Source organism: Streptomyces sp. NPDC059957 (genome assembly GCF_042730015.1).
In the GTDB taxonomy this organism is placed as follows: Bacteria; Actinomycetota; Actinomycetes; order Streptomycetales; family Streptomycetaceae; genus Streptomyces.
The window spans coordinates 104,250-129,975 of the sequence record NZ_JBHWMB010000006.1; the positions used below are offsets into that span (position 1 = coordinate 104,250).

Genomic DNA, 25,726 nt, shown 5'->3' on the forward strand with positions numbered 1-25,726 from the left:
GGGAAGGGGGGGAGGTTGTGGGGGAAAAAAGGGCAGGGGTGGGAGGGGGCGGAAAGGAAAGACACCGCGGAGAGGAAGGGGGGCACCCCCTCCGGTGTGACCGGGGGGCTTCGCCGCGTTCGGGGTGCTCAGCCGCCGACCAGCGGATCCCGCGCGCTCCGCCGGCTCCGGACGCTCACCACCGCGGCGGCGACCAGAAGCAGGACGAGCAGACCGACGAGGGCGAGCGGGGGCACCGTCCCGGGCGCGGCGCCGAAGTACAGGAACGGCAGCCCCGCGAGCAGGACGGCCGGCGCGGTGCGCAGCCGGGCGAAGGCCTGCCGTCCGGCCAGCAGCAGTCCGGCGGCCACCGGTACGGCGAAGCGCAGCTGGGTGACCGGATACACCAGCGGGACCAGCATCACGGCGCTCGTCAGCACCAGCGTCCACGCCATCACCGCGAGCACCCCGGCCCGCGTGCGGATGCGGGGAGCCGGCCTCAGGTCCGGTGGACAGGCCACCGCCACCAGGGCCAGGGCGAGCACCGGCCCGGCGAAGAGCGCGGAGGTGCCTATGCCCATCCGGACCGCAATGGCCACGAGCACGGCCACCGCTCCCGCCAGCACGGTCCAACTGCCCGCCGACCAGCGGCCGGCCAGCGCGAGGAACACGCCGATCAGCATGACGAGGTAGGCCGCCACCGTCCCCACGAAGCCCGGACCGATCTCGTCCGGTCCCACGACGAAGAAGACGTTGCGCATCAGTCCGGCCCAGCTCGACGCGGCGGCCCCGAGAGCGACCAGGGAGAACGGCGCCAGCGCCGCCAGGAGCCGGCCGGGGCGTCCCGCGGAGCCCAGGCCGAGCCGCATGCGCAGGGCGTGCCCGGCCACGTCGGCGCCTTCCCGCACCCGGGCGGGCACCCCCGCCCCGCTCGTGGCCTCCTGGTACGCGTAGGCGATCTCGTCGCCGAACTCCCGCCGGTAGGCGGCGGGATACAGCTTCAGCAGCGCGCTCACGTGCCCACCGCCGTGCGGCGAACGCGGAGGGCGGTGCCGAGGGAGGCGGCGGACCCGCCGAGTCCCAGCCGCCGGGTGGCCTCCTGTGCGGTGCGCGCGAGCCGGGCCGCCTCGGCGGCCAGGGTCTCCCGGCCGCGGGGGGCCAGTGCGTAGCTGCGCCGCCTGCGGCCGTCGACCACCTCTTCCTCGTGGACGGCGATGAGTTCTTGTTCCAGGAGCCGCTCCAGGGCTCCGTAGAGCGTTCCGGTCCGCATCTTGGTGCGGCCTTCCGAAATCTTCTCGACCTCCTGGGCGATCGCGTATCCGTGCCGCGGGGCATCGGCGATCGCCGTGAGGATCAGCAGGGTCGGCTCGCGGAGAGCTTGATCATTCACACTCCGACCATAGCTCGGCAGCCGATATATGTCGATAGCCGACCTATGAGGGGCCTCCGCCCATGACTGGCCCGCCTCCGACTGGCCCGCCTACGACCGGCCCGCCTCCCCCAGGGGCCACACGTAGGGCCCCTGGGGGTCGTCGAGCCAGGACCACTGCCCGGCGTCGCCGACCGTCACCCCGAAGCGCTCGCGCGCCGGCCGGTCCTCGCGCCGCCACAGGTCCAGCGCCTCCCTCGGGTGCAGGGCGCCCGAGGTCAGCACGAGCATGAACTGGAAGCGCTCGTTCTCCACCAGCTCGTACGGGAGCCCCTGCGGCATCCCGTACGTGCCCGGCGGCGCGGCCGTTGCCCCGCGCAGCGGCACGAAGTAGGCCGGGGTGTGCAGGAAGCGGCCCTCGGCGAACGCGGCGTCCCGCACCGTGAGCGCGATCAGCCCGGTCGACAGCGGGGCCAGGATCCGGGCGCCGGGCCGGCACTGGCCCAGCCAGGCGGGCGGGATCAGCGGGATCGTGCAGGTCACCAGGATCCGGTCGAAGGGGCTGCGGGCCGGGCAGCCGCGCGCCCCGTCGCCGGTGACCACGGCCGGGTGGTACCCGAGCCGGTCCAGGTGCGCGCGCGCCGACTCGGTGATCTCCTCGTCCAGGTCCACGGTGGTGACCAGCCCGTCGCCGAGCCGGTGGCACAGCAGGGCCGCGTTGTAGCCGGTGCCCGCGCCGATCTCCAGCACGCTGTCCCCGTCGCGGACGTCCAGGGCCTCCAGCATCTTCGCCATCAGCGAGGGCTGACTGCTGGAGGAGACCAGCTCGCCGTCGCGCAGCCGGGTGGCGAGCGGGGCGTCGGTGTAGACCCCGCGCAGCCAGCGGGTCCACTGTTCGGGGTCGGGGTCCTCGGCCCAGAGCCGCTCGTGGCCGGCGCCGCGGCCGGTGTAGAAGTACGGGACGAACACGTGCCGGGGCACGGCGGCGAAGGCCTCCCGCCAGCGCGGATCCTCCAGCGCCCCGGCGGCGGTCAGCTCCCGCACCTGGGCGGCGTGCGCGGTCTCCCGCACGTCGCGTACCTCGGCGTGTGCGCCCATGTCTCCACTGTCCTGCGGACACCGCCCGGGTGCGACCGCGCCGCGAGCGCGCGGAGCGGGTCCCGGAGGTCCTAGGACCGGGGTCCTCCGTCCGGGCGTCTGAGACGATGGTCGGGTGAATGAGATTCCGCGGGGCACGGTCCAGGAGCAGACCTTCTACGAACTTGTGGGCGGCGAGGACACCTTCCGCCGACTGGTCCACCGCTTCTACCAGGGGGTCGCCGAGGACCCGCTGCTGCGCCCGATGTACCCGGAGGGGGACCTCGGTCCCGCCGAGGAGCGGTTCGCACTGTTCCTGATGCAGTACTGGGGCGGCCCGAACACCTACAGCGAGAACCGCGGCCACCCGCGCCTGCGCATGCGGCACGCACCCTTCCAGGTGGACGCCGCCGCGCACGACGCGTGGCTGGCCCACATGCGGGTGGCGGTGGACGAACTCGCCCTCGCGCCGGAGCACGAGGCGCAGCTGTGGCGGTACCTGACGTACGCCGCCGCGTCGATGATCAACACTGCGGGCTAGCCCGTACGGGATCCCGCGCGGGGTCCCGTACGGCGCGGCCGCTCCGCAGGAGACGGCCTAGACGGGCCGGACGAGCAGGGTGCCGAGGCCTCCCGGGCGGCGCGTGGCCACGGACCCGTACGGGGTGCGCAGCCGCAGCCAGCCGCCGGAGGCGAACAGCGCCACCGGCTCGGGGGCTCCGGCGGGTGCGGCGGGCACGGTGGACCGTACGGGCCGCAGGAAGCCCAGGGACTGCGCGGCGTGCACGGCGCGCAGCGGAAGTTCGGTGTCCCCCAGCGTGCGGGACCAGATCTCGCGGCCGATGCGGTCGCGCTCGGAGCGGGTCCGGTGCTGCGGGGGCAGGGCCTCGTCGCGGGCCCGGAACTCGGCGACGGCGGCCGCCAGGGCCTTGGCCATCGCCTCGGGGCCGGGCAGTCCGGCCACCGGGGTCCAGCCGCCGCGGGGCGGGAGCACACCCGCCCAGGGCGGTCCGGTGACGGCCGCCGGGACGACGGCGCCGGCCCGCTCGCCCTCGTCCACGGACTCCAGCAGCTCCCCGGCCGAGACGGTCAGGTCGAGCGGAGCGGACAGCGGCGCGGCGAGCCGCACCGTGCGGACGGCCAGGACGTCGAAGGACGGCGGCCGTCCGAAGACGGCGAGCGCGCCGCCGCCGGCCTGCGCCTGCAGGCGGACGGCGGCGGCGCGGTCGTAGTGCACCAGCCGGCCCAGGAAGGCGGCGAGGTCCGCCGCCTCGCCGGAGTCGGCGAAGTGCAGCTGCTCGTTCATGCCGCGATGCCCTGTGCCTTCTTCGGCTCGTCCAGGTACTCCTGGAGGAAGAGCTTCTCCTCGGCCGTGATGCGGCGGGGCCGCCCCTCGGCGAGGTTGTAGGGCACGACCACGGTCTCGGCGCGCACGTAGACCGTCTCGGGCCCGTCCTCGGTCGCCTCGTCCTTGACCTCGTAGCGGATGGTCAGGGACGCGGCGCCTATCCGGGTCACCCAGGACTCGATGAGCACCGGCTCGTGACGGTGCACGAGGGGCAGCTTGTAGTCGATCTCGTGACGGGCCACGACGGAACCGCCGGTGAAGGACTCACTGCCCTCCCCCGGCGCGAGGCGGAACATGAAGTCGATCCGCGCCTCCTCCAGATAGCGGAGGAAGACGACGTTGTTGACGTGCCCGAAGGCGTCCATGTCCGCCCAGCGGAGGGGGCATCGGTAGTGGTGTCTGGCCATGACCCGTTTCCTCGGCCCTCAGCCTCGGGTGAGCTTCTTGTAGGTGGCGCGGTGCGGACGGGTCGCGTCCGCGCCGAGCCGCTCGACCTTGTTCTTCTCGTACGACTCGAAGTTGCCCTCGAACCAGTACCACTTGGACTCGCCCTCGTACGCCAGGATGTGCGTGGCGACCCGGTCCAGGAACCAGCGGTCGTGGGAGATGACCACGGCCGCACCGGGGAATTCGAGGAGCGCGTTCTCGAGCGAGGACAGGGTCTCGACGTCGAGGTCGTTGGTGGGCTCGTCGAGGAGCAGCAGGTTGCCGCCCTCCTTGAGCGTCAGCGCCAGGTTGAGGCGGTTGCGCTCACCACCGGAGAGGATGCCGGCGGCCTTCTGCTGGTCCGGACCCTTGAAGCCGAAGGCGCTGACGTACGCGCGCGACGGCATCTCGACCTGGCCGACGTTGATGTAGTCCAGCTCGTCCGACACGACGGCCCAGAGGGACTTCTTGGGGTCGATGTTGGCGCGGCTCTGGTCGACGTACGAGATCTTGACGGTCTCGCCGATCTTGACGGAGCCGGAGTCCGGCGCCTCCAGACCCAGGAGCATCTTGAAGAGGGTGGTCTTGCCGGCGCCGTTCGGGCCGATGATGCCCACGATGCCGTTGCGCGGCAGGGTGAAGGACAGGTCGTCGACCAGGACCTTGTCACCGAACGCCTTGTTGAGGTTGTTGACCTCGACCACAATCGAGCCCAGACGCGGGCCCGGCGGGATCTGGATCTCCTCGAAGTCCAGCTTCCGCATCTTGTCCGCCTCGGCGGCCATCTCCTCGTAGCGGGCGAGGCGGGCCTTGGACTTGGTCTGACGCCCCTTGGCGTTCGACCGCACCCACTCGAGCTCTTCCTTGAGGCGCTTCTGGCGCTTCTCGTCCTTGCGGCCCTCGACCTTGAGACGCGTGGCCTTCTTCTCCAGGTAGGTGGAGTAGTTGCCCTCGTACGGGTGGGCGCGGCCGCGGTCGAGCTCGAGGATCCACTCGGCGACGTTGTTCAGGAAGTACCGGTCGTGGGTCACGGCCACGACGGCACCCTTGTACTGCGAAAGGTGCTGCTCCAGCCAGTTCACCGACTCGGCGTCGAGGTGGTTGGTGGGCTCGTCGAGGAGGAGCAGGTCCGGGGCCTCGATCAGCAGCTTGCAGAGCGCGACGCGGCGCTTCTCGCCACCGGAGAGGTTGGTGACGGGCCAGTCGCCGGGCGGGCAGCCCAGGGCGTCCATGGCCTGCTCGAGCTGGGCGTCGAGGTCCCAGGCGTTGGCGTGGTCCAGGACCTCCTGGAGCTTGCCCATCTCGTCCAGCAGCGCGTCGGTGTAGTCGGTCGCCATTTCCTCGGCGACCTCGTTGAAGCGCTTCAGCTTGGCCATGATGTCGGCCGCACCGTCCTGGACGTTCTCCAGGACCGTCTTCGACTCGTCGAGCTTGGGCTCCTGCATGAGGATGCCGACGGTGAAGCCGGGAGACAGGTACGCCTCGCCGTTGGAAGGCTGCTCCAGCCCCGCCATGATCTTGAGGACGGTGGACTTACCGGCGCCGTTGGGGCCGACCACACCGATCTTCGCGCCGGGCAGGAAGTTCAGGGTGACGTCATCAAGAATCACCTTGTCGCCGTGCGCCTTGCGCGTCTTGCGCATGGTGTAGATGAACTCAGCCAAGAGAAACCGTCCGGCAGATCGATGGGTGGGCAGATACACCCCATCTTGCCTGACGTCCATCCCCGGGGGGAAACCCGTATGGTCCTGGCGCCCTGACCTGGGCACCGGCCGGAGGGGTACCTGACGATCGCGGTCGTCGTCGGTCGCCCTTGATCGTCCTCGGCCGTCCCCGGGGCCCCTCCGACGGCCCGGGGACGGCCTGGGGACGGCCTGGGGACGGCCTGGGGACGGCCTGGGGACGGCCTCGCGGCAGTCGTAGTGGGATCCGTTCTTGCAGGTGAGCGCCCCCAGGATTCGGGAGTGGCCGACCATCCGGTGGCCCCGAGGGGGCGACCTCGGGGCAGGATGGGGCACGTGCTCCCTCCCCGACTGCTGTGGTGTGACCCCCGCCCCATCCCCCGGTTCAACCGGCAGGAGCGGGTGACCAGCATCGTCCGCGATCCCGGCTTCTACGAGCCGACCGACGAGGACGACTGTGAGAGGTTCTGGTCCTTCTGCCAGGCGCATGACCAGACCTACTGGCACGAGTCCTGCGGGGAAGGACCTCATCTCCTCGCCCTGCACTGCGCGGACCACGGGCCGCGGAACACGTGGCCGCAGCCACTCATGCTGATGTTCCCCGAGGGGTTCGACCCCCCGCTCAGCGATGCGCAGCTGGCGTGGGTGCACGCGGAGAACAACGCCGGCTAGTCCTGGCGGTCCTCCCCCCGCGTCAGCCGGGGTCGACCGCTTCCGCGGCTTGTTTGGCAACCCTCGATGGGGACCGTTTCTGCAGGATCGACACCATCTCGCGAAACCACCCCGAGGTCTTGCGCCGCACGGCAGGATGCCATCGACGAGGGCGCGGCCGGGGGGCTGCGGCCGAGGTGGGGGGACGTATGGACAGCGGACTGATCGCGCTCGGCGCGGCCGTGGTCGGTGTGGCCGGGACTTTGCTGGCGACGGTGCTTTCGCAGCGGATGGTGGCGCGGGTGCAGGCGGCGCAGTTCGAGCGGGAGCAGCGGGTCGCGCAGGTGGGGTGGGCCCGGGAGCAGCAGCTGGCGGAGCTCGACCGCAGGCGGGAGTGCTACGCGGCGACGAACGCCGCGTACCGGCGCTACCGGATCGCGCTCATGTCCTTCCTCTGGGTCGTCCACAACGCGCAGGCCGATCCGGCGGAGCCGCCCTCGACCGCACGGGCGGCGCTGGAGGAGGCCCGTGGCGGGCATCACGCCGCCTTCGCGGAGGCGCAGATGATCGCCTCCGCCGCCGTCCTCACGGAGCTGGACTCGATGACCCGGGGCATGACGGGGGCCTACGCCCGCACGATGCGGCTGGCCGAGGGGGCTCCCGGGCCGAACTGCTCCTTCGAGGAGATCCATGCCGAGCTGCTCGGGCTCACGGAGCGCTCTGAGGTCATGCGGGGCGCCATGCGGGCGGATCTCGGCATGGTGTGAGTGCGCGCGGGCCGGAGCCCGGGGCCCGGGCAAGGCCGGGGCCCGGGCTGCCGGGGCCCGGGCAAGGCCGGGGCCCGGGCTGCCGGGGCCGGGGCTGGCGGGGCCGGGTGCGCGGATCGGGGCCGGGTGGCCAGGCCGTGCCGCGGCCGGTCCGGGGCCGGGGCCGGGGCCGAGGCCGGGCGGAACCGGGTGCCCGTGGGGGTCAGCGGGGGCGGTAGACCGTGAGGGCGTCCGGGAGCTCGTCCAGGACCAGGGCCGTGGGGGCCTGGGCGTATTCGCCGTCGTAGGCCAGCGGGGTGCCGTCGGGGATGTCGCTCACGCGCAGGCTGCGCAGCCGGGTGGCCACGTGGACCGGGGAGCGGGTGAGCGGGCCCGCGAAGGCCGCGGCGAGCAGCCGGGGGCCGGGGCGGCCGCCGCCGTGGACCAGGCGTACGTCGAGCAGGCCCTCGCCCAGGCTCTTGCGGTAACGGGGCGCCGGGCCCGTGCCCTGGTAGGTGCCGTTGCCCGCGAAGAGCAGCCAGACGCTGCGCGGCTTCCCGGCGAGCTTGAGCCGTACGGGGCGCTCGGCGCGCAGCACCCGCCAGGCCGCCAGGAGGGCGGCGGGGCCGCCGCCGATCCGGGGGGCCCAGCGGAGCCGGTGGCCGAGCAGCTCCGGGTAGGCCCCGATGCTGAAGTTGTTCAGGAAGTACCCGGCCCGGGTGTCCTCGGGGTCCGGGCCGGGGCCCGGGGTGAAGCGGCCGACGCCGATGTGGACCGCGTGGCCGGCCGCCACGGCCCGGCAGGTGTCCTCGATCCCGGCGAGTCCGAGGTCGAGCGCGAAGTGGTTGAGCGTGCCGCCGGGGAACACCGCCAGGGGGATCCCGGCGCGCAGTGCGGCGGTGGCGGCGGCGTTTATGGTGCCGTCGCCGCCGCACACGCCGAGCACGGTGGCCCGCTCGGCGGCCGCGGCCAGTTCCCCGGTGAGGTCGGGCCCCTGGCACTCGACGAGCTCGGCCTTCGGCAGCCGCTCCCGCAGCAGTACGTCGAGCCCCGTCGTGGCGGCCGTGCCGGACCCGGTGTTGACCACCACCGTGAGCCCGGACCCGTCGGGCAGCGCGGGCGCCCCCACGGCGGCGCGCTCGTCGCCGGGGACGATCCGGGCCACCTCTGCGTCCCGGGTGAGCCGGCGGACGACGAACCCGGCCGCGACCCCCAGCGCGGCGCCCGCGGCCACGTCCGAGGGGTAGTGGACGCCGGTGTACACCCGCGAGAACGCCACGGAGGCGGCGACCGGGGCCAGTACGGCGCCCCAGAGCGGGGACTCCAGCGCCACTCCGGCGGTGAAGGCGAACGCGGACGCGGCGTGCCCCGAGGGGAAGGAGGTGGTCCGCGGCTGTGTGGTGAGCTGCCGCACGGCGGGCACCCCGTCCAGCACCGGGCGCGGCCGGCGTACGGACCACTTGCCGACGGTGTTGATGGTCGCGGAGGCCAGTGCCAGCGAAGCGGCCCCGCGCACGGCCGCCTTGCGGGCCCCGGCTGAGCCGAGGACGGCGATCCCGACGGCGGCGCCGCCCCAGAGCAGCCCGTGGTTCGCGGCCCGCCCGAGCCGCGGCAGCACCCGGTCGGCCCCGGGCCAGTGCCGCCGGGCCACCACGTCGAACAGCCACCGGTCCCCTCGTGCGACCGCGCCCCGCCAGGTCAGCTCTTGATCAGACATCCTCTGCCCCTACCCGAACGCCCGGATCCAAATCAGAGACGGCCTACTCCGGATGGGTCGACCGTTCCGGGCCGGGGCCGTCCTCCAGGGGGCGCTTGCGCAGGAGGAGGACGACCAGGCCGCCCAGGACGACCAGGCCCACGGCGAGGGAGGCGATCACCGGGGTGGCCGCCGAACTGCCGCTGGCGGCAAGCCGTTCCCCGGAGGTGTCCGGATCCGCGGCCGGCGCGGACGCCGACAGCGCACCCGGGGCACCCTGCGACCCCGGGGCCCCCAGCGCGGTCATCGCCCCGGGCGAAGCCGAGCCGCCGGACGGCCGGGCGGCGGCGGGGAGGCGCGGCCACTTCGCCGTCGCCGTGGCCACGGTGGCGGACTGGCTGGAGCCGGCCACGATCTGGACCTGCGCCGGGACCCCGCTGGTGAAGACCCGGCCGACCGGTACCCGGGTGGACCCGCGGAGGGTGACCTCGGCGCTGCCGTCCGGCGTCCCCTCGGGCACCTGGAAGAAGAGCTTCGCGCCGTTGACGGCGGAGGTGACCGGCAGGCCCTGCGCGTCCACGACCCGCACCCCCATGGCCACGGCCGCCGCGTCCGGGGTCACGCTCACGCTCTGCGCACCCGTTCGCACGGTGACCGGACCGATCCGGGTGCCCAGCGGCCCCGACACCTCGCCGGGGTCCACCGCGAGGGACGCCGGCGGTTCGGGCAGCCGCCGCGCCGCCCGCTGGAGGTAGTCGGCCAGCTTCTCCGCGGCCGGGTCGAGGGCCTCCACCGACACGCCCTCGGCCAGCCGCCAGATCGCCACCTGGGTCCCGGCCGCGGCGCTCTCCGCGGTGAGCGCCGCCGCTCCGGCCGCCTTGGCGAGCCCGGCCAGATCGTTCAGCTGGGGGTAGGAGTGCTCCAGCACCCAGCGGATCCTGCCCGCGTCGCCGTTCCCGGCGAGGGGTGTGCCGTTCCACCCGATCTCCGTGAACCGGGCCTGGGGCTGCGCGTCGCCCGTGACGCCGACTCCGTACGTCTGGAGCATGCCGCCGCCGTCGACCCGCATCTCGTACAGCCCCGCCGGGATCTGCCGCACGGTTCCGTCCGTGCCGCGCAGGACCGCTTGTCCGTAGGTCTTCAGCCCGTCCAGGACGGCGCTGGCTCCCTCCGGCGTCCGGGGTGCGGCCGGGCCGGAGTCGGCGGCGGCCACCGCCCCCGGGGCCCCGGCCAGCGCGGCGGCGAGCAGGGCCAGCGCGATCGGCCGCCGTACGGAGCCCCGTATGGCCGCGGCGACCGCGGTGCGCGTCGCCGGTGCGCCGCAGGCCCGTGCGGCAGCGGGAACCGGAACACCGCCCGGAGCGCCGGCAGGAGCGACGCCGACGACGGCGGCAGGAGCGGAGGGTGCGGGAACGCCAATCGACACAGTCTTCCCCTTCGGGCCGAAGGCCCAGGTGCACATGAGTACCGGGGAATCCTAGCCTCCTCGAACACTCAGACCACCGCCGCCTTCTGAGTGGCCATCAGAGGCACGTCCGTCCTGACGACCCGCCGGAAGGCGGCCGTGCCGCGGTTCAGGTCGTGCCCGATGGCGGTCGCGTCGATGTCGGCCGAGAACCACCGGTTGCCCTCCCCGTCGGGCGGGTCCTCCCTCACCCGCAGCCTCCCGTGGACCACCAGCGGTTCTCCGACGGAAACGGATCCGGCGAGGTTCACAGCGAGGCCGCGCCGGGCCCACACCGTGTAGAAGCTGGTGGGCGCGTCCGCCCAGGTCTCCTTCTTCCGGTCGTAGTACCTAGGGGTGACCGCGAAGCGGAACCGGGCCGCCGGTCCGCTCGGCGTGTCCTTGTAGTCGATCTGTGTGGCCACGTAGCCCACCAGCGTCACCTGGGTGTCGTTCATCCCGGCCGCCCTTCCGGGGCCCGGCGGCGCGCTCGACCACGCGCCGCCCGGACCCGCGTTCCCTACCCGTCCGGACCATCCGCACGAGGTAGGACCATGCTGGCGCGGGCGGCCGGGACCCGCCGGAGGCTGTGGACTACTGACGGGTTGTGGACAACTTCGCCACCGTCGCGTACTGCTCGCGCACCTCCCGGTAGCGCAGCAGCTCGGCCGCCACCGGCTCCAGGACCCGGGCCCGCCCGCAGCCGGCCGCGGCCTGCCGCAGCCGCCGCTCCGCGTCCTGCCCGTAGCGCCGTGCCGGACCCCGGGCCCCGATCGAACAGGCCCACTCCACCAGCGGTCCGCCGACGATCCCGGCCACCATCAACAGGACCGGCGGCATCAGCCGCGGCTCCAGGACCCCGGCGATCTGCCCGACCAGCCACAGTCCGCCGAAGATCTGGAGCAGGGTCATGGCCGCCTGCGCCAGCACCGCCGCCGGCCACCACGAGGGGCGCGGCGGACGGGCGCTGGGCACCATGACCGCCGGCCCGAGGGTCACCGCGATCTCGTCCAGCGCCTGGGGCAGCCCTTCGGCGCCGCGGACCGCGGTCTCCCGCACGGCCTGCGCCCAGGGGTCGGGCAGGCCCCGTACCGCCTCGTCCGCGACGGTCCGTACGGCCTGTTCCACCCGCTGGCGGGCCGTCACCTCCTCCTCGACCGGCGGGTCGAAGGCCGCCGGGGAACGCCCGATCGCCGCCAGTGCGGCGAGACCGGCCAGCGAGCGCGGGGAGCGCCGGCTCTCGTACCACCGCCACAGGCGCAGCCACGGGGTGCCGCAGGCCTTTCCGGCGTTGCGCCGCCAGGCCCGCTCGGCGGCGAGGCCGGCCGCGTACGCGCCGACGGCTTCGGCGAGCCGGTCCTCGAACTCGGCGCGCGCGGTCTCCCCGATCTCCGGCCCGGCGTGGCCGTCGGCCACGTAGAGCGGCCGCAGGCGGGCCGCGGCCTTGTCGACATCGGCCGAGATGCGGCGGGTCGCGGCGCCCTTCTCCTGGGTGAACTGTCCGAGCATCTCGCGCAGTTCCCCGACGCCTTCACCCGTAAGGGCGGAAAGTCCGATGACGGTGGCCCCGGGCTCGCCGTGTTCGCCGAGCGCGATCCCGTCGTCGTCGAGGAGCCTGCGCAGGTCGTCCAGTACGAGGTCGGCCGATTCCCCGGGCAGCCGGTCCACCTGGTTGAGCACGACGAAGGTCACCTCTGCGTGCCCGGCCAGGGGGCGCAGGTACCGCTCGTGCAGGACGGCGTCCGCGTACTTCTCCGGATCCACCACCCACACCACCGCGTCGACCAGGGCCAGTACCCGGTCCACGTGGTCGCGGTGGGCTCCGACGGCCGAGTCCAGGTCGGGCAGGTCGACGAGGACCATGCCGCGCAACACCTCGGCCTCCGAGGTCTCGCGGGGGCGGCGGCGCAGCCGTCCCGGGATCTCGAGGCGGTCCAGCAGTCCGGCGGCGCCGTCGGACCAGCTGCACGCGATGGGTGCGGCGGTGGTCGGCCTGCGCAGTCCGGTCTCGGAGATCTGCACTCCGGCGAGTGAGTTGAAGAGCGTGGACTTGCCGCTTCCGGTGGCTCCGGCGATGGCGACGACGGTGTGCTGGGCCGACAGCCCGCGGCGCGCGGCCGCCTCGTCCAGGACGCGTCCGGCTTCGGCGAGGGTCTTTCCGTCGAGGATCCTGGTCCGGGACAGCCCGATGAGCTGGCGCAGCGCGTCGAGGCGGACGCGCAGGGCCTGCGCCTCGGGGCTGAGCGGGGGCGCTGGGGCCTTGCCTCCGTCGCTTCCGGCTCCGGAAACCGCCCGTACGAGTGCTTCGTCGCCCTCCTCGTCACCGCTGGCGGGCCAGTCGTCCTCGCCGGCCCGGGGGCGCGAGCGGGCGATCAGTCCGTCGTCCCAGCGGTCGTCGGTGCGGTCGGTCAGGGCAGTCACCTCGTCACCTCTCCTTCTGCAGTACGGACAGCGCGGCGATCAGCTCGGCCTGGGGTTCGGGACTCACTTCGAGCGCTTCGATCGGGGCGAGGCGGCGGTCGCGTTCGGCGCGCAGCACCTGGTCGAGGTGTTCTGCGACGAGCTCGCCGCCGCGGTCGCGCAGGCGTACGGCGGCCTGCACTCCGATCCGTTCGGCGAGCTTCTCCCCGGCCGGCCGGGCCCGCTTGCCGCCGAGCAGGGCCGCGACCAGCAGGGCGGCGACCCCGTCGGGGTCGGGCGCGGGCTGCTTGTCGAGCGCCGCGACCTCTTCCTCGGCGAGTTCCTCCAGCACGCGCCGCCAGCGGCGTACGGCCATGCCGATACGTTCCGCCGCCTCCCGGTCGGGTGCCGGCAGGGACACCGCGCCGGCGGCGGGCTCGCGCCGCCAGGCCTCCGCGATGCGTTCGTCGGCGGCGGCGACGGCGCACTGGAGCAGCGCCGCGAGGGATTCCGCGAGGGAGTCGAGCAGTTCGTCGGCGCTGGTGTCGAGCGGGTAGCCGCGCCAGCGGGTCAGCGCGTCCCCGGCGAGTACGGCGCCCCGGTCCAGGCGGCCCCGGACCCGCTTGCCCTCCCGCTTGTAGGCGTCCTCGACGGCGAAGGTCAGCCGAACGGCGGCGGCGTGCTGGGCCGCGACGGCCGACGCGAGCTCCGGCATCCGGCGCCCGAGGGAGTCGAGCGCGCCGAGCGCGGTGCGCCCGACGGCGTACTGGCGGGCGGCCGGGTCCTGCGCGTGGTGCGCGAGCCAGGCGAACAGCGGGGCCACGGCGCTGGCGGGCAGCAGCCCGCCCCCGCCGGCCGATTCGGGCAGCTCGGGAACCGTGAACCGGGGTACGTCGCCCAGCCCGGCCCGGGTGAGCAGGGCCCCGTACTGACGGGAGACCTCGGCGAGCACCTGGTGCGGGACCCGGTCGAGGACGGTGACGAGAGTGGCCTTGTACTGCTTGGCGGTGCGCAGGAGGTGCCAGGGCACGGCATCCGCGTACCGCGAGGCGGTGGTGACCATCACCCAGACGTCCGCGGCGCAGATGAGCTGCGCGGCGAGCGTGCGGTTGTCGACCACGAGGGAGTCGATGTCGGGGGCGTCGAGGATGGCGAGGCCGCGGGGCAGGGTGGAGACGGTCTCGATCCGCACCTCGCGGGTGGCGGGCGGGTGCCCGTGGTGGCCGCCCGGCCGGCGGGGCCTGCGGGCGGAGGCGGGGGTGTCCTCGTCGTCCTGGGGGGCCCAGACCCGCATCAGATCGGGTAGCACCCGCACCCCGGCGAACCAGTGGTGGTCATCCGGATGGCAGACGAGGACGGGGGTGCGCGTCGTGGGCCGGAGTACCCCGGCTTCACTCACTTGGCGCCCCACGAGGGAGTTGACGAGCGTGGACTTACCGGCCCCGGTGGACCCGCCGACGACGGCGAGCAGCGGCGCATCCGGCGCCTTCAGCCGGGGTACGAGATAGTCGTCGAGCTGCGCGAGCAGCTCGGCTCTGGTCTGGCGCGCGCGGGGGGCGCCGGGCAGGGGCAGCGGCAGACGCACGGACGCGACCCGGTCGCGCAGGGCGGACAGGGCATCGAGCAGCTGAGGCCGAACATCCAAGGTCACCACATGCGAAGAATGCCCAATTTAGGAGCATTTTTGAAGCTTATACGTCCTCTGCGCGCCGAGCGCTACTCCAGCAGCACATCCCGGACACACCGGACGAGTGGGGCGCAGGCATAACGAGTGCACAACACCCGGGGCGCCACGGCGCAAAAGCGGTGCGAGAATCGCACCTGCCTGCGATTATCGGGACCGCTTCACCGAACCTCCACATCGTGGCACGCGAGTGAAGCAACCGGGACAAGGCAACCGGAGCCCTATCCTTGACCCGGCACGGACCAAAGCCCCACCCCCGTCCAGGGGCTCCAGGCCACCACGGCCACCTTCCGGCCCCCGTAGCTCAGTGGATAGAGCAGGTGCCTTCTAAGCACTTGGCCGCAGGTTCGAGTCCTGCCGGGGGCACACTTCCCGTCCCACCCCGAAGCCCTCCCCCGCGGAGGGCTTTCGTGCAGGTCAGGGCACTTTAGCGCGGCCACCGTAGTGGCAGCGTAAGCGCAGACGCGGGGCCCGGACCGCGGAGGCGGAAGCGCAGACGCGGGGCCCGGGCCGCGGAGCCGGAAGCGCACACGCGGGGCCCGGACCGCGGAGGCGGAAGCGCACACGCGAAAGCCCCGGAACCCCCGGGGGAGCTCCGGGGCGTGCCGCCAGGTCAGCCGAACGGGCCGCGGCGGGCCGGCAGGAGGCGCGGGGCGGGGACGAACTCGTCCTCAGCCGCCCCGCTGTCCCGGCGCAGGGCCGACATCACCATCAGCTGCGGGTCCTGGAGCAGCAGTCGCGCGTGCAGCGCCCGCAGGGCCGAGCCCGGCTCCGCGCCGAGCTCCCGGACCACGCGGGCACGCTGGACGCCGTACACCGTCAGTGCCTCGTTGCCCCGGTCCGAGCGGTAGAGCGCGAGCATCAGCAGCCACAGGAAGCGCTCCCGCAGCGGGTACTTGTCCACCGCGTAGTACAGGTACGGAACGGCGTTGCGGTGCCTGCCCAGCTCCAGTTCCAGCTCGGCGCGCACCTCCATGTCCGCCAGGAAACGCTCCTGGCGGTAGAGCCGTTCACGGTCGAGCATGGGGCCCTCGAGCCCTTCCGCGAGCGGCCCCGTGGACATCGTGCGCGCCTTCTCCAGCAGTCCGACCGCCTGCAGGATCTCGCCCTTGCGTGCGGCGGCGATGCCGGCGGCGGCCAGCCGTTCGTACGCGTACAGGTCCCCTGTCGCCCGCGCCGCCCTCCATGCCGGGCCCTGAGCAACAGCATCGCCAGCAGGGCCCGTTGTTTGGGCGGCCCAGCTCCAGCGCCTTCGCTCCCCGATGGGTCTGCAGCGGTCCGAGAAGGCGGAACCGCAGTCGCGACGGGCCTCCGTCGCCTTCCTCGAAGCCGCGCTCGCGCAGCAGTACACCAGACATTTCCACTCCCCAGGCAAACCTTCGGAAGGCTAGGCATTACCGGCTGGTTCTCGTCGCCCGAAGGCCTGGTGAGAGGGAGGTCATACCGCGTGACGCCCGCGCGCCGTCCGGCAATTGAGAGGGGCGGAGGGCGTACGTCCGCGACGGCGGCGGCCAACGGGGCCTGCGGAGGCCGGTCCTGCGGACGGTCAGCGATCACTCCAGCGGCTGGTCAAACGCCTGGTGGGGCGATCGATAACGCTGGAGTTATTCGTGGAGCTACGGGACATAGAGATCTTCCTGACGCTGGCCGAGGAGCTGCACTTCGGCCGCACCGCCGAACGGCTGCGCGTGTCCCAGGCGCGCGTCAGCCAGGCCATCAGCAGACAAGAGCGGCGCCTCGGCGCCGCACTGTTCGATCGCACCAGCCGGCGCGTGGCCCTGACCCCGGTCGGCTGACGTCTCCGCGAAGACCTGCAGCAGGCCCACGACCTCCTCCGAGCGGGACTCGCCCGCGCCGAGGCGGCCGGTCTGGGAGCGGGCCGGTTACGGCTGGGCGTCATCGGCATGCTCGGCTACGAACTGCGTCCCCACCTCGACGCGTTCCGCAGCCGCCACCCCGGCACCCCGGCACCCCGGCACCGAGGTGCAGTTCACGGAGGTCGTGGGCAGCGACCCGTTCACCTCCCTGCGCACCGGGGAGACGGACGTGAACGTGCTGTGGCTGCCCGTCGCCGAACCGGACCTGACCGTAGGCCCCACCGTGGCCACCGGAGGCCGCGTCCTGGCCGTGCCGGCGGAACATCCGCTGGCCGGTCGGGGCTCCGCGTCCCTGGAAGGCCTCGCCGACAACCGCGTTGCCGACCTCGGCCCCGGCGCGCCCGAGTACTGGGTCGCTTCCATGGTGCCCACGCGCACACCGCTCGGCCGCCGCATACCCCGCGGCCCCGCCGCGCACACCTTCCACGAGATCCTTGCCCTGGTGGCCGCCGGGCTGTGCGTCCACCCGCTGGGCGTGCTCGCCGCCCACTGCAACAGCCACCCCGGCATCGCCTTCGTGCCCATCCACGACGCCCCCGAGCTCCCCTTGGCGCTGGTCTGGCGCTCCACCGCCGACAGCCCCGCCATCCGCGCACTGGCCCGGACCGGCGCTGACATCGGCCCCGTCTCACTCTGACCACAGCAGACCCGGAGACCACTGCGGACGCTGGGACCACTGCAGACCCTGGGACCACTCCGGGCTCCGGGCGCTGCGATGCACCGGACGCCGCCGCCGGTGGAATCGGTCCCGGAGGGCTACTCGAAGGTCTTGACGGCCTGGTAGTAGGTCCACGCGGTGCCGTCGCAGGAGGCCTTGCGGGCGCCCGAGTAGCGGGCACACGCCCGCTTCAGGTCGGCGTGGAACATCTCGTCCAGCCGGGGCTTGGCCGCCCGGAACTCCCCCGCCGCCTTGTAGTTGCGGTAGCCGAAGTCGTGCCGGGCGCAGGCCGTCCGGAAGGGGAAGCCGAAGGGGTTGTCCGGGGAGGTGGTGCAGTAGTCCGTGGTCCAGTCGAAGCCGTACGGCTCCCACTCGCCCTGGTTCCCGCGCGCCGCGGCCCAGGCACCCTGGCTGACCGTGCCCGGCTGCGTCCAGCCGCTCAGCACCTGCGGTTTGTCCTCGGGAACCTGCGGGGCATGCAGAGCCGCGGATGCCGGGGGCGCGAAGGCCAGTACGGCTGCCACGGCGGCGGAGAGCAGGGCGGGGGCGGAGGCGGGGCGGCGGGGCACGCTTCGTCTAACGAAGGCTGCCGACCGGGGTGTCGGGCGTGGCGGCCGCGGGCGCCGGGAGGGCGGAAGGGCGGAAGGGCGGAAGGGCGGAAGGGCGGAAGGGCGCGAACGGTACTCAGGTATGAGCCGATGTCACTCTTCCGGCAGAGATCCGCTTCAGCCTCGGGAGGGACGCGGACTACGGCCTCCGCCGCGAATACTCGTAGACATGAACCGCCGTCCTCTCGTCATCGCCGCCGCCACCGTGGGAGTGCTCGCCACCGCTGCCATCGCCCTGCCCAACCTCCCGCCCAACCCCCTGACCGACACGATCAACGACCAGGTGTTCAAGGAGAAGGGCATGCGCTTCGCGACGGCCGCCGACGCTCCGACGCGTGCGGAGCCGGCGATCGGAGAGCCGGCGCGCGGGAGGTCCGCGCGCGGGGAGGAGACGTGGGTGCTGCCGCGCTGGGTGCCGAAGGACGCGACCGACGTGCGAATAATGGCGCGCACCGACGGCAAGGCGCGGCTGCTCCGCTTCACCCTGGGCTCCACCCCGCTGGACGGCCCGCAGTGCGCTGCGGGCACGCCGAGCAAGCACGCGGGGACGGCGCTGGAGGCCAAGTGGTGGCCTGCGGGCACCCGGGCCGAGGAGCGGCCCGAGTGCCGGGGCACCTACCAGTACCAGGTCACGGTGCGCGGCAAGGAGGTCTACGCCTGGACCGACGGCACCCCGTCCCCGGGCGCGGGCACGCAGGACGGCACCCCGGTCCGGCAGGTGTCGGCCACGTCCCCCTGACCCGGGTCCGCCCGGGGGTTCAGCGAGCTGCGCGCAGCTCGCGGGCCGCCGCGAGTTCCGTGAGGCGGGCCCAGTGGGGGCGCAGCCAGTCCTCCGGCGAGGCGGCCGTCGGCAGGCCCGCGGGCAGACCGTCGTGGAAGGCCGTGGTCTCCGGTTCGACGACTCGGTGGTGCGTCAGGATCCGCGGTTCCCCGGGGCCGTCCGAGGCCACGGCCACGCTCCGCAGGAACATGGCGTTGGCCACGAGCAGCCAGTGCGGCCGGCCCGGGTCTGCGTCCGCGCCGGCGCCGTTGGCGCTCGACAGCGCCCAGGGGTCCGGGGCCAGGTACCGCACCCGGCCGACGCCCCGTGAACTCGGCCGCCGCCGCGCACATCGAGCACGGCTCCTGGGTGCTCCAGAGCGTCGCCGTGCCCAGGTCCCAGTCCGTTCGGGCGGCACCGAGCGCGTTCATCTCGGCATGGGCGAGCGGCGTGCCGCGCAGCGGCCCGGTGCCCGGGCCGTCCTCGTACGCCTCGTTGCGCCCCTCGACGACGGGCTTCCCGTCGGCGTCCGTCAGAACCGCTCCCACTGCGAGGCCTCCGGCCGCGAGCGCCTCGTAGGCGAGGGCGAGCGCCCTGCGCAGAGGCTCCGGCGCGGCGCGCCACTCCGTGTCGAAACCGTGCTCCCCATTACTCATCCGGCCATTATCGCGACCGCCTTGGCCCCCGCCCCGGCACCATCCCCGCACCGTCCTCGCCGCTGGCATCACCCCGTTCGTCGCCACGGGCGCCACCCCGCCCGTCACCCCTGGCGTCACCCCGTCCGCCACCGCTGGCGTCACCCCATTCGCCACCGCTGTCGGCGCCTCGTTCGCCAGCGCTGTCGGCGCCTCATCCGGCAGCACCATCGGCGCCTTCAGTCGTCGCCGCTCGCGCCACCACCACCACCACCACCACCACCACCGCTGGCGTCACCCCGCTCGCCACCGCTGTCGGCACCTCATCCGGCAGCACCATCGGCGCCTTCAGTCGTCGCCGCTCGCGCCACCGCCACCGCCACCAGCATCCGACACCGGCTCCGGCCCCGGCACAGGCACGGCACCGGCAGCGGCCCCGGCACGGACACCGGCACAGCAGCGGCACGGCAGCGGCAGCGCTATCGTCGCCGCCATGGACATCCGCCTTGCCCGCACGGTCTCCGAACTCCTCGCCGCGCAGGACCTCTTCGACGGGCCCGCCCGCGCGGACTGGTCAGAGCGGTTCCTCGCCGCTCCGGGGCACTTGATGCTAATCGCCTACGAGGACGGCGCACCCGTCGGCATGGTCTCCGGCATCGAGATGATCCACCCCGACAAGGGCACCGAGATGTGCCTCTACGAGCTCTCCGTGGACGAGGCCCACCGCCGGCGCGGCATCGGCCGGGCCCTGACCGAGGCGCTCGCCGCCGAGGCCGAGTCGCGCGGCTGCTACGGCATGTGGGTGGGCGTCGACACGGACAACGAGGCCGCGCTGGCCACGTACGGAGCGACCGGCGCCCGCGACGAAGGCGTCTTCAGGATGCTCGGCTGGCCCTTCGCCCGCTAGGTCGCCTCTTTCGGATCTTGTCGGGCCGAGCCCGCGGCGTCTGGCGCCGTGCCTGGGCGTGCTGTCGGGGCGCTCCCGTACTGGACGTACGTGGTCGCCTCGGCAGTGCGGCCAGGCACGGTGCCAGGCGTCGCGGGCCCGGCAAGATCCGAAAGAGACGGCCTGGTTGTTCTGTCCCGGGAGGTTGTGGACGGGTGAGCCAGGTCTCGGCTGAGGGATCTTGCAGGGGTGTGACCCGGATACGCCAGAAACCCGTCCGAACTTGATCTTGGCCTGCTGAGTGTCTGACGGTGTCGGGGATCTTGGCGATGACGGTCGGCCATGCCCTCGACATCTCAGTCTCCAAGATCCCCGACCTCGTCACCCGCGATCAGCTCTGCGTCTCCTCGCCGCGTCCGATAGCGGCCGCATCGGGTATGACGAGCAGCTTGCCGGTGGTACGCCGAGCCTCCAGATCGCTGTGGGCCTGGGCGGCCTCGGACAATGCGTAGCGGCCCGTTACGGTGACCTCAAGCGCCTTGGAGCGCACCCACTCGAACACATCGGCGGCCCGTCGGAGCAGTTCGGACCGATCGGCGATGAAGTCCCCGAGGCTGGGCCGGATCAGGGTCAGCGAACCGCCGTGGGCGAGCCGAATCGGATCAAACGGCGGCACGGCACCACTTGCCGCGCCGAAGAGCACGAGATGGCCGCGGGTTCGCAGGCTGGCGAGGCTCGCATCGAAGGTGTGCGCGCCGACGCCGTCGAAGACAACCGGCAGTCCCTGACCGCCGTTGAGCCGCCTCACCTCGGCTGCGAGATCGTCGACTGCGGAGGAAAGGATCACCTCAGCGGCCCCGGCACGCTTCGCCAGCTCGGCCTTCGCCGTGGTCGACGTCGTGCCGATCACCCTGCCGCCGAGATGGGTGATGAGCTGGGTCAAAAGCAGCCCCATGCCACCAGCAGCCGCATGCACGAGCACCGTGTCGCCCCCCTGAACCGGGTAGGCGTCCTTGACGAGATAGTGCGCGGTCATGCCTTGGAGGAGCACGGCGGCGGCTGTCTCGAAGCCGATGTCGTCGGGCAGCGGCACCAGCCGGGAGGAGTCCACGACGGCCCGCTCGGCATACGTGCCGGGAATCTCCACCCAACCGACCCGGTCCCCGACTGCGACGTCAGCGACGCCGGGTCCGACTTCGACGACCGTGCCGGCGCCCTCAGCGCCCGGGGTGAAGGGCAGCGGGAGGCTGTACCGGCCTTCGCGGTGGTAGACGTCGAGGAAGTTGACCCCGGATGCGGCGACCTCCACGATCGCCTCGCCCGGACCCGGCCGCGGCTGGTCCACCCTGGTCTCCTGCAGCACCTCGGGACCGCCCACTTCGTACACCTGAATCGCTCGCATGGCCCTCCAATAACGGCTCATCCCCACCAACCCCGTTGATGGCTCATCCCCCACCAACCCCGTTGACGGCGATCCGATTCCCGGCAAGCAGACCAGCCCGCCGCCCCGCCGAGAGCTGAGACGCCTGCTGTGCACCCGGGTCTGGGACAGGAGACCGAGGCCGTCAAGGGTCGACGAATGCACCACCCGCCGCTTCCGCACCGCCGTACGGCCACCCGCCACAACCGGCGTAGCCTCAGGCAGCTCCACCGCGCGGCGCACGAAATCGACCACCGCCTCCGGATACTCCTCCGGCCTCGGGAACCGGCCCATCCGCTGGTACGACTTCAACACCGGCAGCAGGGCCAGCTGATCTCCATCCGCGTCCATCCGCTCCGCCGCCCACGCCGCCTCCTCCCGCGTCGGCGCGAAGAACAGATGCAGCGCAACCCAGGATCAAGTTCTGGCGGGTTTCTGCCGTATCCGGGTCACACCCCTTGAACAGGTTCGAGGACGGCCGGCCCCTGCACCGGGCCGCCGGACGCTTCCAGGAACGCTTCCAGGTCTCACCGACCACCGCCCAGCGATGGGCCGACCGGTACCGCGCCCTGGGCGAAGCGGGCATGGGTGACCGCTCCAGCCGTCCCCATCACACGCCGCGCCGGACACCGACCCGGACCGAGCGCCGGATCATCAAAGTCCGCCTACTGCGCCGCTGGGGACCGGCCCGTATCGCCCACCCGCTCGGCCTGGTCCCCTCGACCGTCCACCGCGTCCTGACCCGCTACCGGCTGGCCCGCCTGACCCACCTCGACCGCGCGCGACCGGGCGCGTCATACGCCGCTACGAACGCGAGAAACCCGGCGAGCTCGTGCACGTCGACATCAAGAAGCTCGGCAACGTCCCCGACGGCGGCGGACACAAGGTCCTGGGCCGGCAAGCGGGCCGCAAGACCCGCAGGGCCCACGCCTTCTTCACCGGCGCTGGGATCACCGTCGAACGGGTTCTGACCGACAACGGCTCCTGCTACCGCTCACGCGACTGGCGCGACAGCCTGGCGGCGGCCGGGATCACCCACAAACGAACCCGGCCCCACCGGCCCCAGACCAACGGCAAGGTCGAACGCCTCAACCGCACCCTGCTCGACGAATGGGCCTACGCCCGCCCCTACCGGTCAGACATCGAACGCCGCGAAGCGTTCCCCGGCCGGCTCCACTCCCGCAATCACCACCGCGGACACACCGCACTCGCAGGCAAACCACCCGCAAGCCGCGTCCCCAACCCAACGAGGCAATACAGCCAGGGCCTGCCGTGAAACTCCCGTCGTCGCCCGAGGCAGACGGGAGTTCGACGACAGGCTCTGGGGAGCGTCGCCGCCCCCCGGGGCGGCGTGTCGTGGGGCCAGTCGGCGCACCCTCCGCGCGGCCGGCCCGCGCCTCGCCGAGCATCGGCGGCATGACCGCATTCACCGCGCTGCTCCCGGCCGCCGCCCTGCTGGCGGCGGCCACCGCCCTGCCGCCGTACTCCGACTCCGACTCCGCCGCGGCCGCCACCGCCGACGCCCCCGCCGCCCCCTACGTCGTCGTCCTCGAGGACGCCGCCACCCGCGTCTCCGGGGCCGCCGTCACGCGTGCCCTCGCCGCCGAGGCGGAGGCCGCCGGCGACCGCGTCGGATCCGTCTACGACACCGCCCTGAACGGCTTCGCCGTCCACACCACCGCCGCCCGCGCCGCCGAACTCGCCGCCGATCCCCGGGTGGCCTCCGTGGAGCCCGACGCGGTCTTCCGGATCGACGACACGCCCCTCGACGACCCCGTCGCCCCCCTCGTCCAGGCCCCCGCGCCCTGGGCGCTGGACCGGCTCGACCAGGGCGAACTGCCCCTCGACGGCTCGTACACGTACCCGGCCAAGGGCGCGGGGATCACCGCGTACATCATCGACACCGGGATCAACACCCTGCACCAGGAGTTCGGCGGCCGGGCCCGCTGGGGCGCCAACGCGGTGTTCATGGAAGGCGCCACGGACTGCAACGGTCACGGCACGCACGTGGCGGGGACCGTCGGCGGAGCCACCTACGGGGTGGCCAAGGGGGTTTCGCTCGTCGCCGTGAAGGTGGCGGACTGCCGTGGGGACGCGACCCTGTCGGCCATCACGCGCGGCATCGACTGGATGGTGAAGGACGCCCTCAAGTCGCCCGCCACCCCGGCCGTGGCCAACATGAGCCTGGGCGGCAGCCGCAGCTTCGCCCTCGACCGGGCGGTGACGCGGGCGATCGCGTCCGGGATCACCTTCGCCGTGGCGGCGGGCAACGCCGGCGAGAACGCCTGCACCGGCTCCCCCGCCGGCGTCCCGCAGGCACTCACCGTGGGCGCGACGGACGCAGCGGACCGGCGGCCCGCCTTCTCCAACCACGGTGCCTGCGTGGACATCTCGGCCCCGGGCGTGGCCGTCACCTCCGCGTGGAAGGGCTCCGTCACGGCCGCCGCCCGCGCCTCCGGCACCTCGATGGCGGCACCGCACGTGGCGGGCGCCGCCGCGCTGGTGCTGGCGCGGGGCGCGGCGGCCGGCGGCCCGCGCCAGACGCCCGCGCAGGTGGCCGAAACTCTCGTACGGGACTCCGTGCGGGACCGGATCACCGCCCTGCCCGCCGGGACACCGAACCTGTTGCTGCACGTCCCGACCGGTCCGTAGCCCGTACGGGGTCCTCCGCCGGCGGCGCCTCCCCCGCCCCGGCGGACCCCGGCCGGACCACTGCGGATGCCCACTCCGGAGGCCCTGTCCGAAACCCCACCCGCCCCACCCGCACGGCCGCAGGCCAACGGGTATCCGCCGCTCCGCTCCACCCGGCCTGATGGCACATCAATTTCTGTGTGCTTCGGGCGAAAGCAAGTCATTGACTTCTCAATCCCGCGACGCGTCAATGTCGGCCACCGCACCGGCTCGACCTCCCCCACACAGCGGGTGGGGGGAGGGTTCGTATGACGAAGGAGTCGCGACCCAGTGAGTACAACGTTTCGACGAAGAGTTCTGGCCGGGGCTGGCGCTCTGTCCCTGGCCCTGACGGGCGCCGTGGTGGGTCTGTCGGGCACCGCGCAGGCCGCGACCAAGACGACGCCCGTCCCGATGGACTGCGTCGCGCCGGCGCCCCAGCCGGGTGGTTCGGGCACCCAGCCCTACACGATCACACTGCCCGACGGCGCCAAGGCCGGCGACGTGGTCCCGATCACCATCGACCCGGGCCCGAGCCCGGTCATCCCCAGCTTCTCGGTGACGACCACGAACGTCTCCAAGATCACCCTCAAGGTCGGGTCGACCCTCCAGACGGTCGTCAGCCCGCCCGAGACGGTCGACGTGATCGCCGGACAGGCGCTCAACCCCGCCGCCTTCTCCGGCACCGTCACGATCCCGGACGGCTCCGAGGGCGCCACGGTGCAGGTGGCCCTGGACCTGGCGGTGACCGACGCCAGCCTCATGGGCTCGGTCTTCACCACCACCTGTACGCCCAACCCCCGCCCGAGCGCCTCGCTCGGCTCGGTGGCCGTGGAGGCCCTGCCCAAGGACCCGATCACCACCAAGCTGACACCCAACAGCGGCGAGGCGGGCACCGCGGTCGTCGTCACGGGCGCCAACTTCCCGGCGGGCGCGGTCACCTGTTCCGCGCTCAAGAACGGTACGGCCACGGGTGACACGGGTACCGGCACGGCCACCGCGGCCGGCGTCGCGACCTGCAACATCGTCGTCAACCAGGCCGCCGACGCGATCAAGATCGACGGCTCGATCGCCCCGTACAAGCCCTTCATCTTCATCGTTCCGCAGCCCGGCGTGCAGAACCCGGTCGACGTCGAGGTCCTGCCCGGCCCGCTGGCCATCGGCCCGCAGGCGGGCAACCCCGCCGTCAGCTTCGGTTCGGTCACCATCAACGGCAAGTCCCAGTCGGTCGTCGGCCAGTTCACCGCGATGGCCGTCCAGGACTTCCGTGGCGGGACCCTCGGCTGGGACGTCTCGGCGACCCGGACGCCGTTCCTGAACTCGGTCACCGGACACTCCATGGCCACGGCGCAGATCGGCATCCAGCCGACCTGCAAGGTGACCAACCCGGCCAGCCCGAGCGTCTGCACCACCGGTACGCCCGGTGCGATCTCCGACGTCCCGCTGAAGGTCGCCTCGGCGGCCGCGGGCGGCGAGAACCTGACCGGTGGAGAGTTCGAGATCGGCGGAGCCGGAATGATCCAGCTCCCGCCGTTCATGTTCGCGGACAGCTACCAGTCGGTCGTCACCTTCTCGATCGCCTGACCCGTACGACCCCGCTCCACCCGGGTGGTGGGGGGGAGGGGTGAGCGAGAAACAAGTCGTAACCTACACCCCCCCACCCCCCACCCCCCCCCCTCCGCTCCCCCCCCCCCCCCCCCCGACCCCCCC

25 protein-coding genes, 1 tRNA gene and 2 pseudogenes are annotated in these 25,726 nt (G+C 73.1%); 11 read left to right on the top strand and 17 right to left on the bottom strand.

The features are described 5' to 3' along the window. Nucleotides 1-128: 128 nt before the first annotated feature. The 3 genes from ACFWBW_RS06295 to ACFWBW_RS06305 all read right to left on the bottom strand — a co-directional run bounded on the left by ACFWBW_RS06295 (nt 129) and on the right by ACFWBW_RS06305 (nt 2,446). The gene (locus tag ACFWBW_RS06295) at nt 129-995 is read right to left on the bottom strand and encodes a hypothetical protein (RefSeq protein WP_385368896.1); all 867 of its coding nucleotides are present in this window, start codon (nt 993-995) and stop codon (nt 129-131) included. Continuing rightward, nucleotides 992-1,369, bottom strand: coding sequence for a PadR family transcriptional regulator (locus ACFWBW_RS06300; protein WP_385368898.1), 378 nt, complete (start codon nt 1,367-1,369; stop codon nt 992-994). Before ACFWBW_RS06300 ends, ACFWBW_RS06295 begins: the two co-directional genes overlap by 4 nt. 90 nt (nt 1,370-1,459) lie before the next feature. Next, nucleotides 1,460-2,446, bottom strand: a complete 987-nt coding sequence (locus tag ACFWBW_RS06305) for a methyltransferase domain-containing protein (protein ID WP_385368900.1) — start codon at nt 2,444-2,446, stop codon at nt 1,460-1,462. Between the two features lie 115 nt (nt 2,447-2,561). On the opposite strand from ACFWBW_RS06305, the gene ACFWBW_RS06310 reads away from it, so the two are divergent. After that, nucleotides 2,562-2,966, top strand: a complete 405-nt coding sequence (locus ACFWBW_RS06310) for a globin (RefSeq protein ID WP_243334938.1) — start codon at nt 2,562-2,564, stop codon at nt 2,964-2,966. 57 nt (nt 2,967-3,023) lie between these two features. Here ACFWBW_RS06310 and ACFWBW_RS06315 read toward each other — a convergent pair whose 3' ends face one another. Genes ACFWBW_RS06315 through ettA form a run of 3 tightly spaced genes read right to left on the bottom strand, consistent with a single transcriptional unit; the run spans nt 3,024 to nt 5,863 of the window. Continuing rightward, complete coding sequence (locus tag ACFWBW_RS06315) at nt 3,024-3,731, bottom strand: hypothetical protein (RefSeq protein WP_385368902.1); 708 nt, start codon at nt 3,729-3,731, stop codon at nt 3,024-3,026. Next, a complete protein-coding gene (locus ACFWBW_RS06320; protein ID WP_385368904.1) occupies nt 3,728-4,180 on the bottom strand; it encodes an acyl-CoA thioesterase in 453 nt (150 codons plus the stop codon). The genes ACFWBW_RS06315 and ACFWBW_RS06320 overlap by 4 nt, the downstream gene beginning before the upstream one ends. 18 nt (nt 4,181-4,198) lie before the next feature. Continuing rightward, the gene (gene ettA, locus ACFWBW_RS06325) at nt 4,199-5,863 is read right to left on the bottom strand and encodes an energy-dependent translational throttle protein EttA (RefSeq protein ID WP_351591681.1); all 1,665 of its coding nucleotides are present in this window, start codon (nt 5,861-5,863) and stop codon (nt 4,199-4,201) included. Nucleotides 5,864-6,283: 420 nt separating this feature from the next. Here ettA and ACFWBW_RS06330 point away from each other — a divergent pair, with 420 nt between their 5' ends. Both ACFWBW_RS06330 and ACFWBW_RS06335 read left to right on the top strand, forming a co-directional pair. After that, nucleotides 6,284-6,553 (top strand): hypothetical protein, encoded by a 270-nt coding sequence (locus tag ACFWBW_RS06330; protein WP_385368906.1) that lies wholly within the window; start codon nt 6,284-6,286, stop codon nt 6,551-6,553. Between the two features lie 188 nt (nt 6,554-6,741). After that, nucleotides 6,742-7,299: a hypothetical protein gene (locus ACFWBW_RS06335; RefSeq protein ID WP_385368908.1), complete on the top strand. Its 558-nt coding sequence runs from the start codon at nt 6,742-6,744 to the stop codon at nt 7,297-7,299. A 202-nt stretch (nt 7,300-7,501) separates the two neighbouring features. On the opposite strand, the gene ACFWBW_RS06340 is transcribed toward ACFWBW_RS06335, so the two are convergent. The 5 genes from ACFWBW_RS06340 to ACFWBW_RS06360 all read right to left on the bottom strand — a co-directional run bounded on the left by ACFWBW_RS06340 (nt 7,502) and on the right by ACFWBW_RS06360 (nt 14,463). After that, nucleotides 7,502-8,995, bottom strand: a complete 1,494-nt coding sequence (locus ACFWBW_RS06340) for a bifunctional phosphatase PAP2/diacylglycerol kinase family protein (RefSeq protein WP_385368910.1) — start codon at nt 8,993-8,995, stop codon at nt 7,502-7,504. Nucleotides 8,996-9,038: 43 nt separating this feature from the next. Continuing rightward, nucleotides 9,039-10,400, bottom strand: coding sequence for a thioester domain-containing protein (locus ACFWBW_RS06345; protein WP_385368912.1), 1,362 nt, complete (start codon nt 10,398-10,400; stop codon nt 9,039-9,041). 68 nt (nt 10,401-10,468) lie between these two features. Then, nucleotides 10,469-10,876, bottom strand: coding sequence for a single-stranded DNA-binding protein (locus ACFWBW_RS06350; RefSeq protein WP_385368914.1), 408 nt, complete (start codon nt 10,874-10,876; stop codon nt 10,469-10,471). A gap of 136 nt (nt 10,877-11,012) precedes the next feature. Next, a complete protein-coding gene (locus ACFWBW_RS06355; RefSeq protein ID WP_385368916.1) occupies nt 11,013-12,839 on the bottom strand; it encodes a GTPase in 1,827 nt (608 codons plus the stop codon). Nucleotides 12,840-12,843: 4 nt separating this feature from the next. Then, a complete protein-coding gene (locus ACFWBW_RS06360) occupies nt 12,844-14,463 on the bottom strand; it encodes a dynamin family protein (protein WP_385368918.1) in 1,620 nt (539 codons plus the stop codon). A 332-nt stretch (nt 14,464-14,795) separates the two neighbouring features. Between ACFWBW_RS06360 and ACFWBW_RS06365 the strand changes: the two genes are divergently transcribed. After that, nucleotides 14,796-14,868 (top strand) — tRNA-Arg (locus ACFWBW_RS06365). A 247-nt stretch (nt 14,869-15,115) separates the two neighbouring features. Here ACFWBW_RS06365 and ACFWBW_RS06370 read toward each other — a convergent pair. After that, nucleotides 15,116-15,853, bottom strand: a complete 738-nt coding sequence (locus ACFWBW_RS06370) for an AfsR/SARP family transcriptional regulator (protein ID WP_385368920.1) — start codon at nt 15,851-15,853, stop codon at nt 15,116-15,118. A 259-nt stretch (nt 15,854-16,112) separates the two neighbouring features. Here ACFWBW_RS06370 and ACFWBW_RS06375 point away from each other — a divergent pair, with 259 nt between their 5' ends. Further along, complete coding sequence (locus ACFWBW_RS06375) at nt 16,113-16,298, top strand: LysR family transcriptional regulator (protein ID WP_385368922.1); 186 nt, start codon at nt 16,113-16,115, stop codon at nt 16,296-16,298. A 205-nt stretch (nt 16,299-16,503) separates the two neighbouring features. Then, nucleotides 16,504-17,016, top strand: coding sequence for a LysR substrate-binding domain-containing protein (locus ACFWBW_RS06380; protein WP_385368924.1), 513 nt, complete (start codon nt 16,504-16,506; stop codon nt 17,014-17,016). A gap of 119 nt (nt 17,017-17,135) precedes the next feature. On the opposite strand, the gene ACFWBW_RS06385 is transcribed toward ACFWBW_RS06380, so the two are convergent. Continuing rightward, on the bottom strand, nt 17,136-17,606 hold the full coding sequence (locus ACFWBW_RS06385; RefSeq protein ID WP_385368926.1) for a phospholipase: 471 nt from the start codon (nt 17,604-17,606) through the stop codon (nt 17,136-17,138). 208 nt (nt 17,607-17,814) lie between these two features. On the opposite strand from ACFWBW_RS06385, the gene ACFWBW_RS06390 reads away from it, so the two are divergent. Then, nucleotides 17,815-18,384 (top strand): hypothetical protein, encoded by a 570-nt coding sequence (locus ACFWBW_RS06390; protein WP_385368928.1) that lies wholly within the window; start codon nt 17,815-17,817, stop codon nt 18,382-18,384. Between the two features lie 19 nt (nt 18,385-18,403). Here ACFWBW_RS06390 and ACFWBW_RS06395 read toward each other — a convergent pair whose 3' ends face one another. The 3 genes and pseudogenes from ACFWBW_RS06395 to ACFWBW_RS06405 all read right to left on the bottom strand — a co-directional run bounded on the left by ACFWBW_RS06395 (nt 18,404) and on the right by ACFWBW_RS06405 (nt 19,380). After that, a complete protein-coding gene (locus ACFWBW_RS06395; RefSeq protein WP_385369063.1) occupies nt 18,404-18,718 on the bottom strand; it encodes a hypothetical protein in 315 nt (104 codons plus the stop codon). An 82-nt stretch (nt 18,719-18,800) separates the two neighbouring features. Beyond that, a pseudogene (locus ACFWBW_RS06400) lies at nt 18,801-19,271 on the bottom strand (hypothetical protein); the annotation flags it as partial. Next, nucleotides 19,255-19,380: a hypothetical protein gene (locus ACFWBW_RS06405; protein WP_385368930.1), complete on the bottom strand. Its 126-nt coding sequence runs from the start codon at nt 19,378-19,380 to the stop codon at nt 19,255-19,257. The pseudogene ACFWBW_RS06400 and the gene ACFWBW_RS06405, both read right to left, overlap by 17 nt. A 153-nt stretch (nt 19,381-19,533) precedes the next feature. On the opposite strand from ACFWBW_RS06405, the gene ACFWBW_RS06410 reads away from it, so the two are divergent. Beyond that, nucleotides 19,534-19,947 carry a GNAT family N-acetyltransferase gene (locus ACFWBW_RS06410; RefSeq protein WP_385368932.1) on the top strand — a complete coding sequence of 138 codons (414 nt, stop codon included), beginning with the start codon at nt 19,534-19,536 and terminating at the stop codon, nt 19,945-19,947. Between the two features lie 370 nt (nt 19,948-20,317). On the opposite strand, the gene ACFWBW_RS06415 is transcribed toward ACFWBW_RS06410, so the two are convergent. After that, complete coding sequence (locus ACFWBW_RS06415) at nt 20,318-21,697, bottom strand: quinone oxidoreductase family protein (RefSeq protein WP_385368934.1); 1,380 nt, start codon at nt 21,695-21,697, stop codon at nt 20,318-20,320. A 65-nt stretch (nt 21,698-21,762) separates the two neighbouring features. Here ACFWBW_RS06415 and ACFWBW_RS06420 point away from each other — a divergent pair. The 3 genes and pseudogenes from ACFWBW_RS06420 to ACFWBW_RS06430 all read left to right on the top strand — a co-directional run bounded on the left by ACFWBW_RS06420 (nt 21,763) and on the right by ACFWBW_RS06430 (nt 25,600). Then, nucleotides 21,763-22,622: pseudogene (locus ACFWBW_RS06420) on the top strand (integrase core domain-containing protein). Nucleotides 22,623-22,762: 140 nt separating this feature from the next. Then, complete coding sequence (locus ACFWBW_RS06425; protein ID WP_385368936.1) at nt 22,763-23,998, top strand: S8 family serine peptidase; 1,236 nt, start codon at nt 22,763-22,765, stop codon at nt 23,996-23,998. 309 nt (nt 23,999-24,307) lie between these two features. Then, nucleotides 24,308-25,600 (top strand): hypothetical protein, encoded by a 1,293-nt coding sequence (locus ACFWBW_RS06430; RefSeq protein WP_385368938.1) that lies wholly within the window; start codon nt 24,308-24,310, stop codon nt 25,598-25,600. Nucleotides 25,601-25,726: the final 126 nt, after the last annotated feature.

Coding starts and splice junctions, on each gene's coding strand:
- ACFWBW_RS06320 (WP_385368904.1), bottom strand. CDS start 4,180: ATGGCCAGACACCACTACCGATGCCCCCTCCGCTGGGCGGACATGGAC.
- ACFWBW_RS06425 (WP_385368936.1), top strand. CDS start 22,763: ATGACCGCATTCACCGCGCTGCTCCCGGCCGCCGCCCTGCTGGCGGCG.
- ACFWBW_RS06335 (WP_385368908.1), top strand. CDS start 6,742: ATGGACAGCGGACTGATCGCGCTCGGCGCGGCCGTGGTCGGTGTGGCC.
- ACFWBW_RS06410 (WP_385368932.1), top strand. CDS start 19,534: ATGGACATCCGCCTTGCCCGCACGGTCTCCGAACTCCTCGCCGCGCAG.
- ACFWBW_RS06350 (WP_385368914.1), bottom strand. CDS start 10,876: ATGAACGACACCCAGGTGACGCTGGTGGGCTACGTGGCCACACAGATC.
- ACFWBW_RS06390 (WP_385368928.1), top strand. CDS start 17,815: ATGAACCGCCGTCCTCTCGTCATCGCCGCCGCCACCGTGGGAGTGCTC.
- ACFWBW_RS06315 (WP_385368902.1), bottom strand. CDS start 3,731: ATGAACGAGCAGCTGCACTTCGCCGACTCCGGCGAGGCGGCGGACCTC.
- ACFWBW_RS06405 (WP_385368930.1), bottom strand. CDS start 19,380: ATGGTGCTGCCGGATGAGGTGCCGACAGCGGTGGCGAGCGGGGTGACG.
- ACFWBW_RS06305 (WP_385368900.1), bottom strand. CDS start 2,446: ATGGGCGCACACGCCGAGGTACGCGACGTGCGGGAGACCGCGCACGCC.
- ACFWBW_RS06340 (WP_385368910.1), bottom strand. CDS start 8,995: ATGTCTGATCAAGAGCTGACCTGGCGGGGCGCGGTCGCACGAGGGGAC.
- ACFWBW_RS06415 (WP_385368934.1), bottom strand. CDS start 21,697: ATGGACGCGGATGGAGATCAGCTGGCCCTGCTGCCGGTGTTGAAGTCG.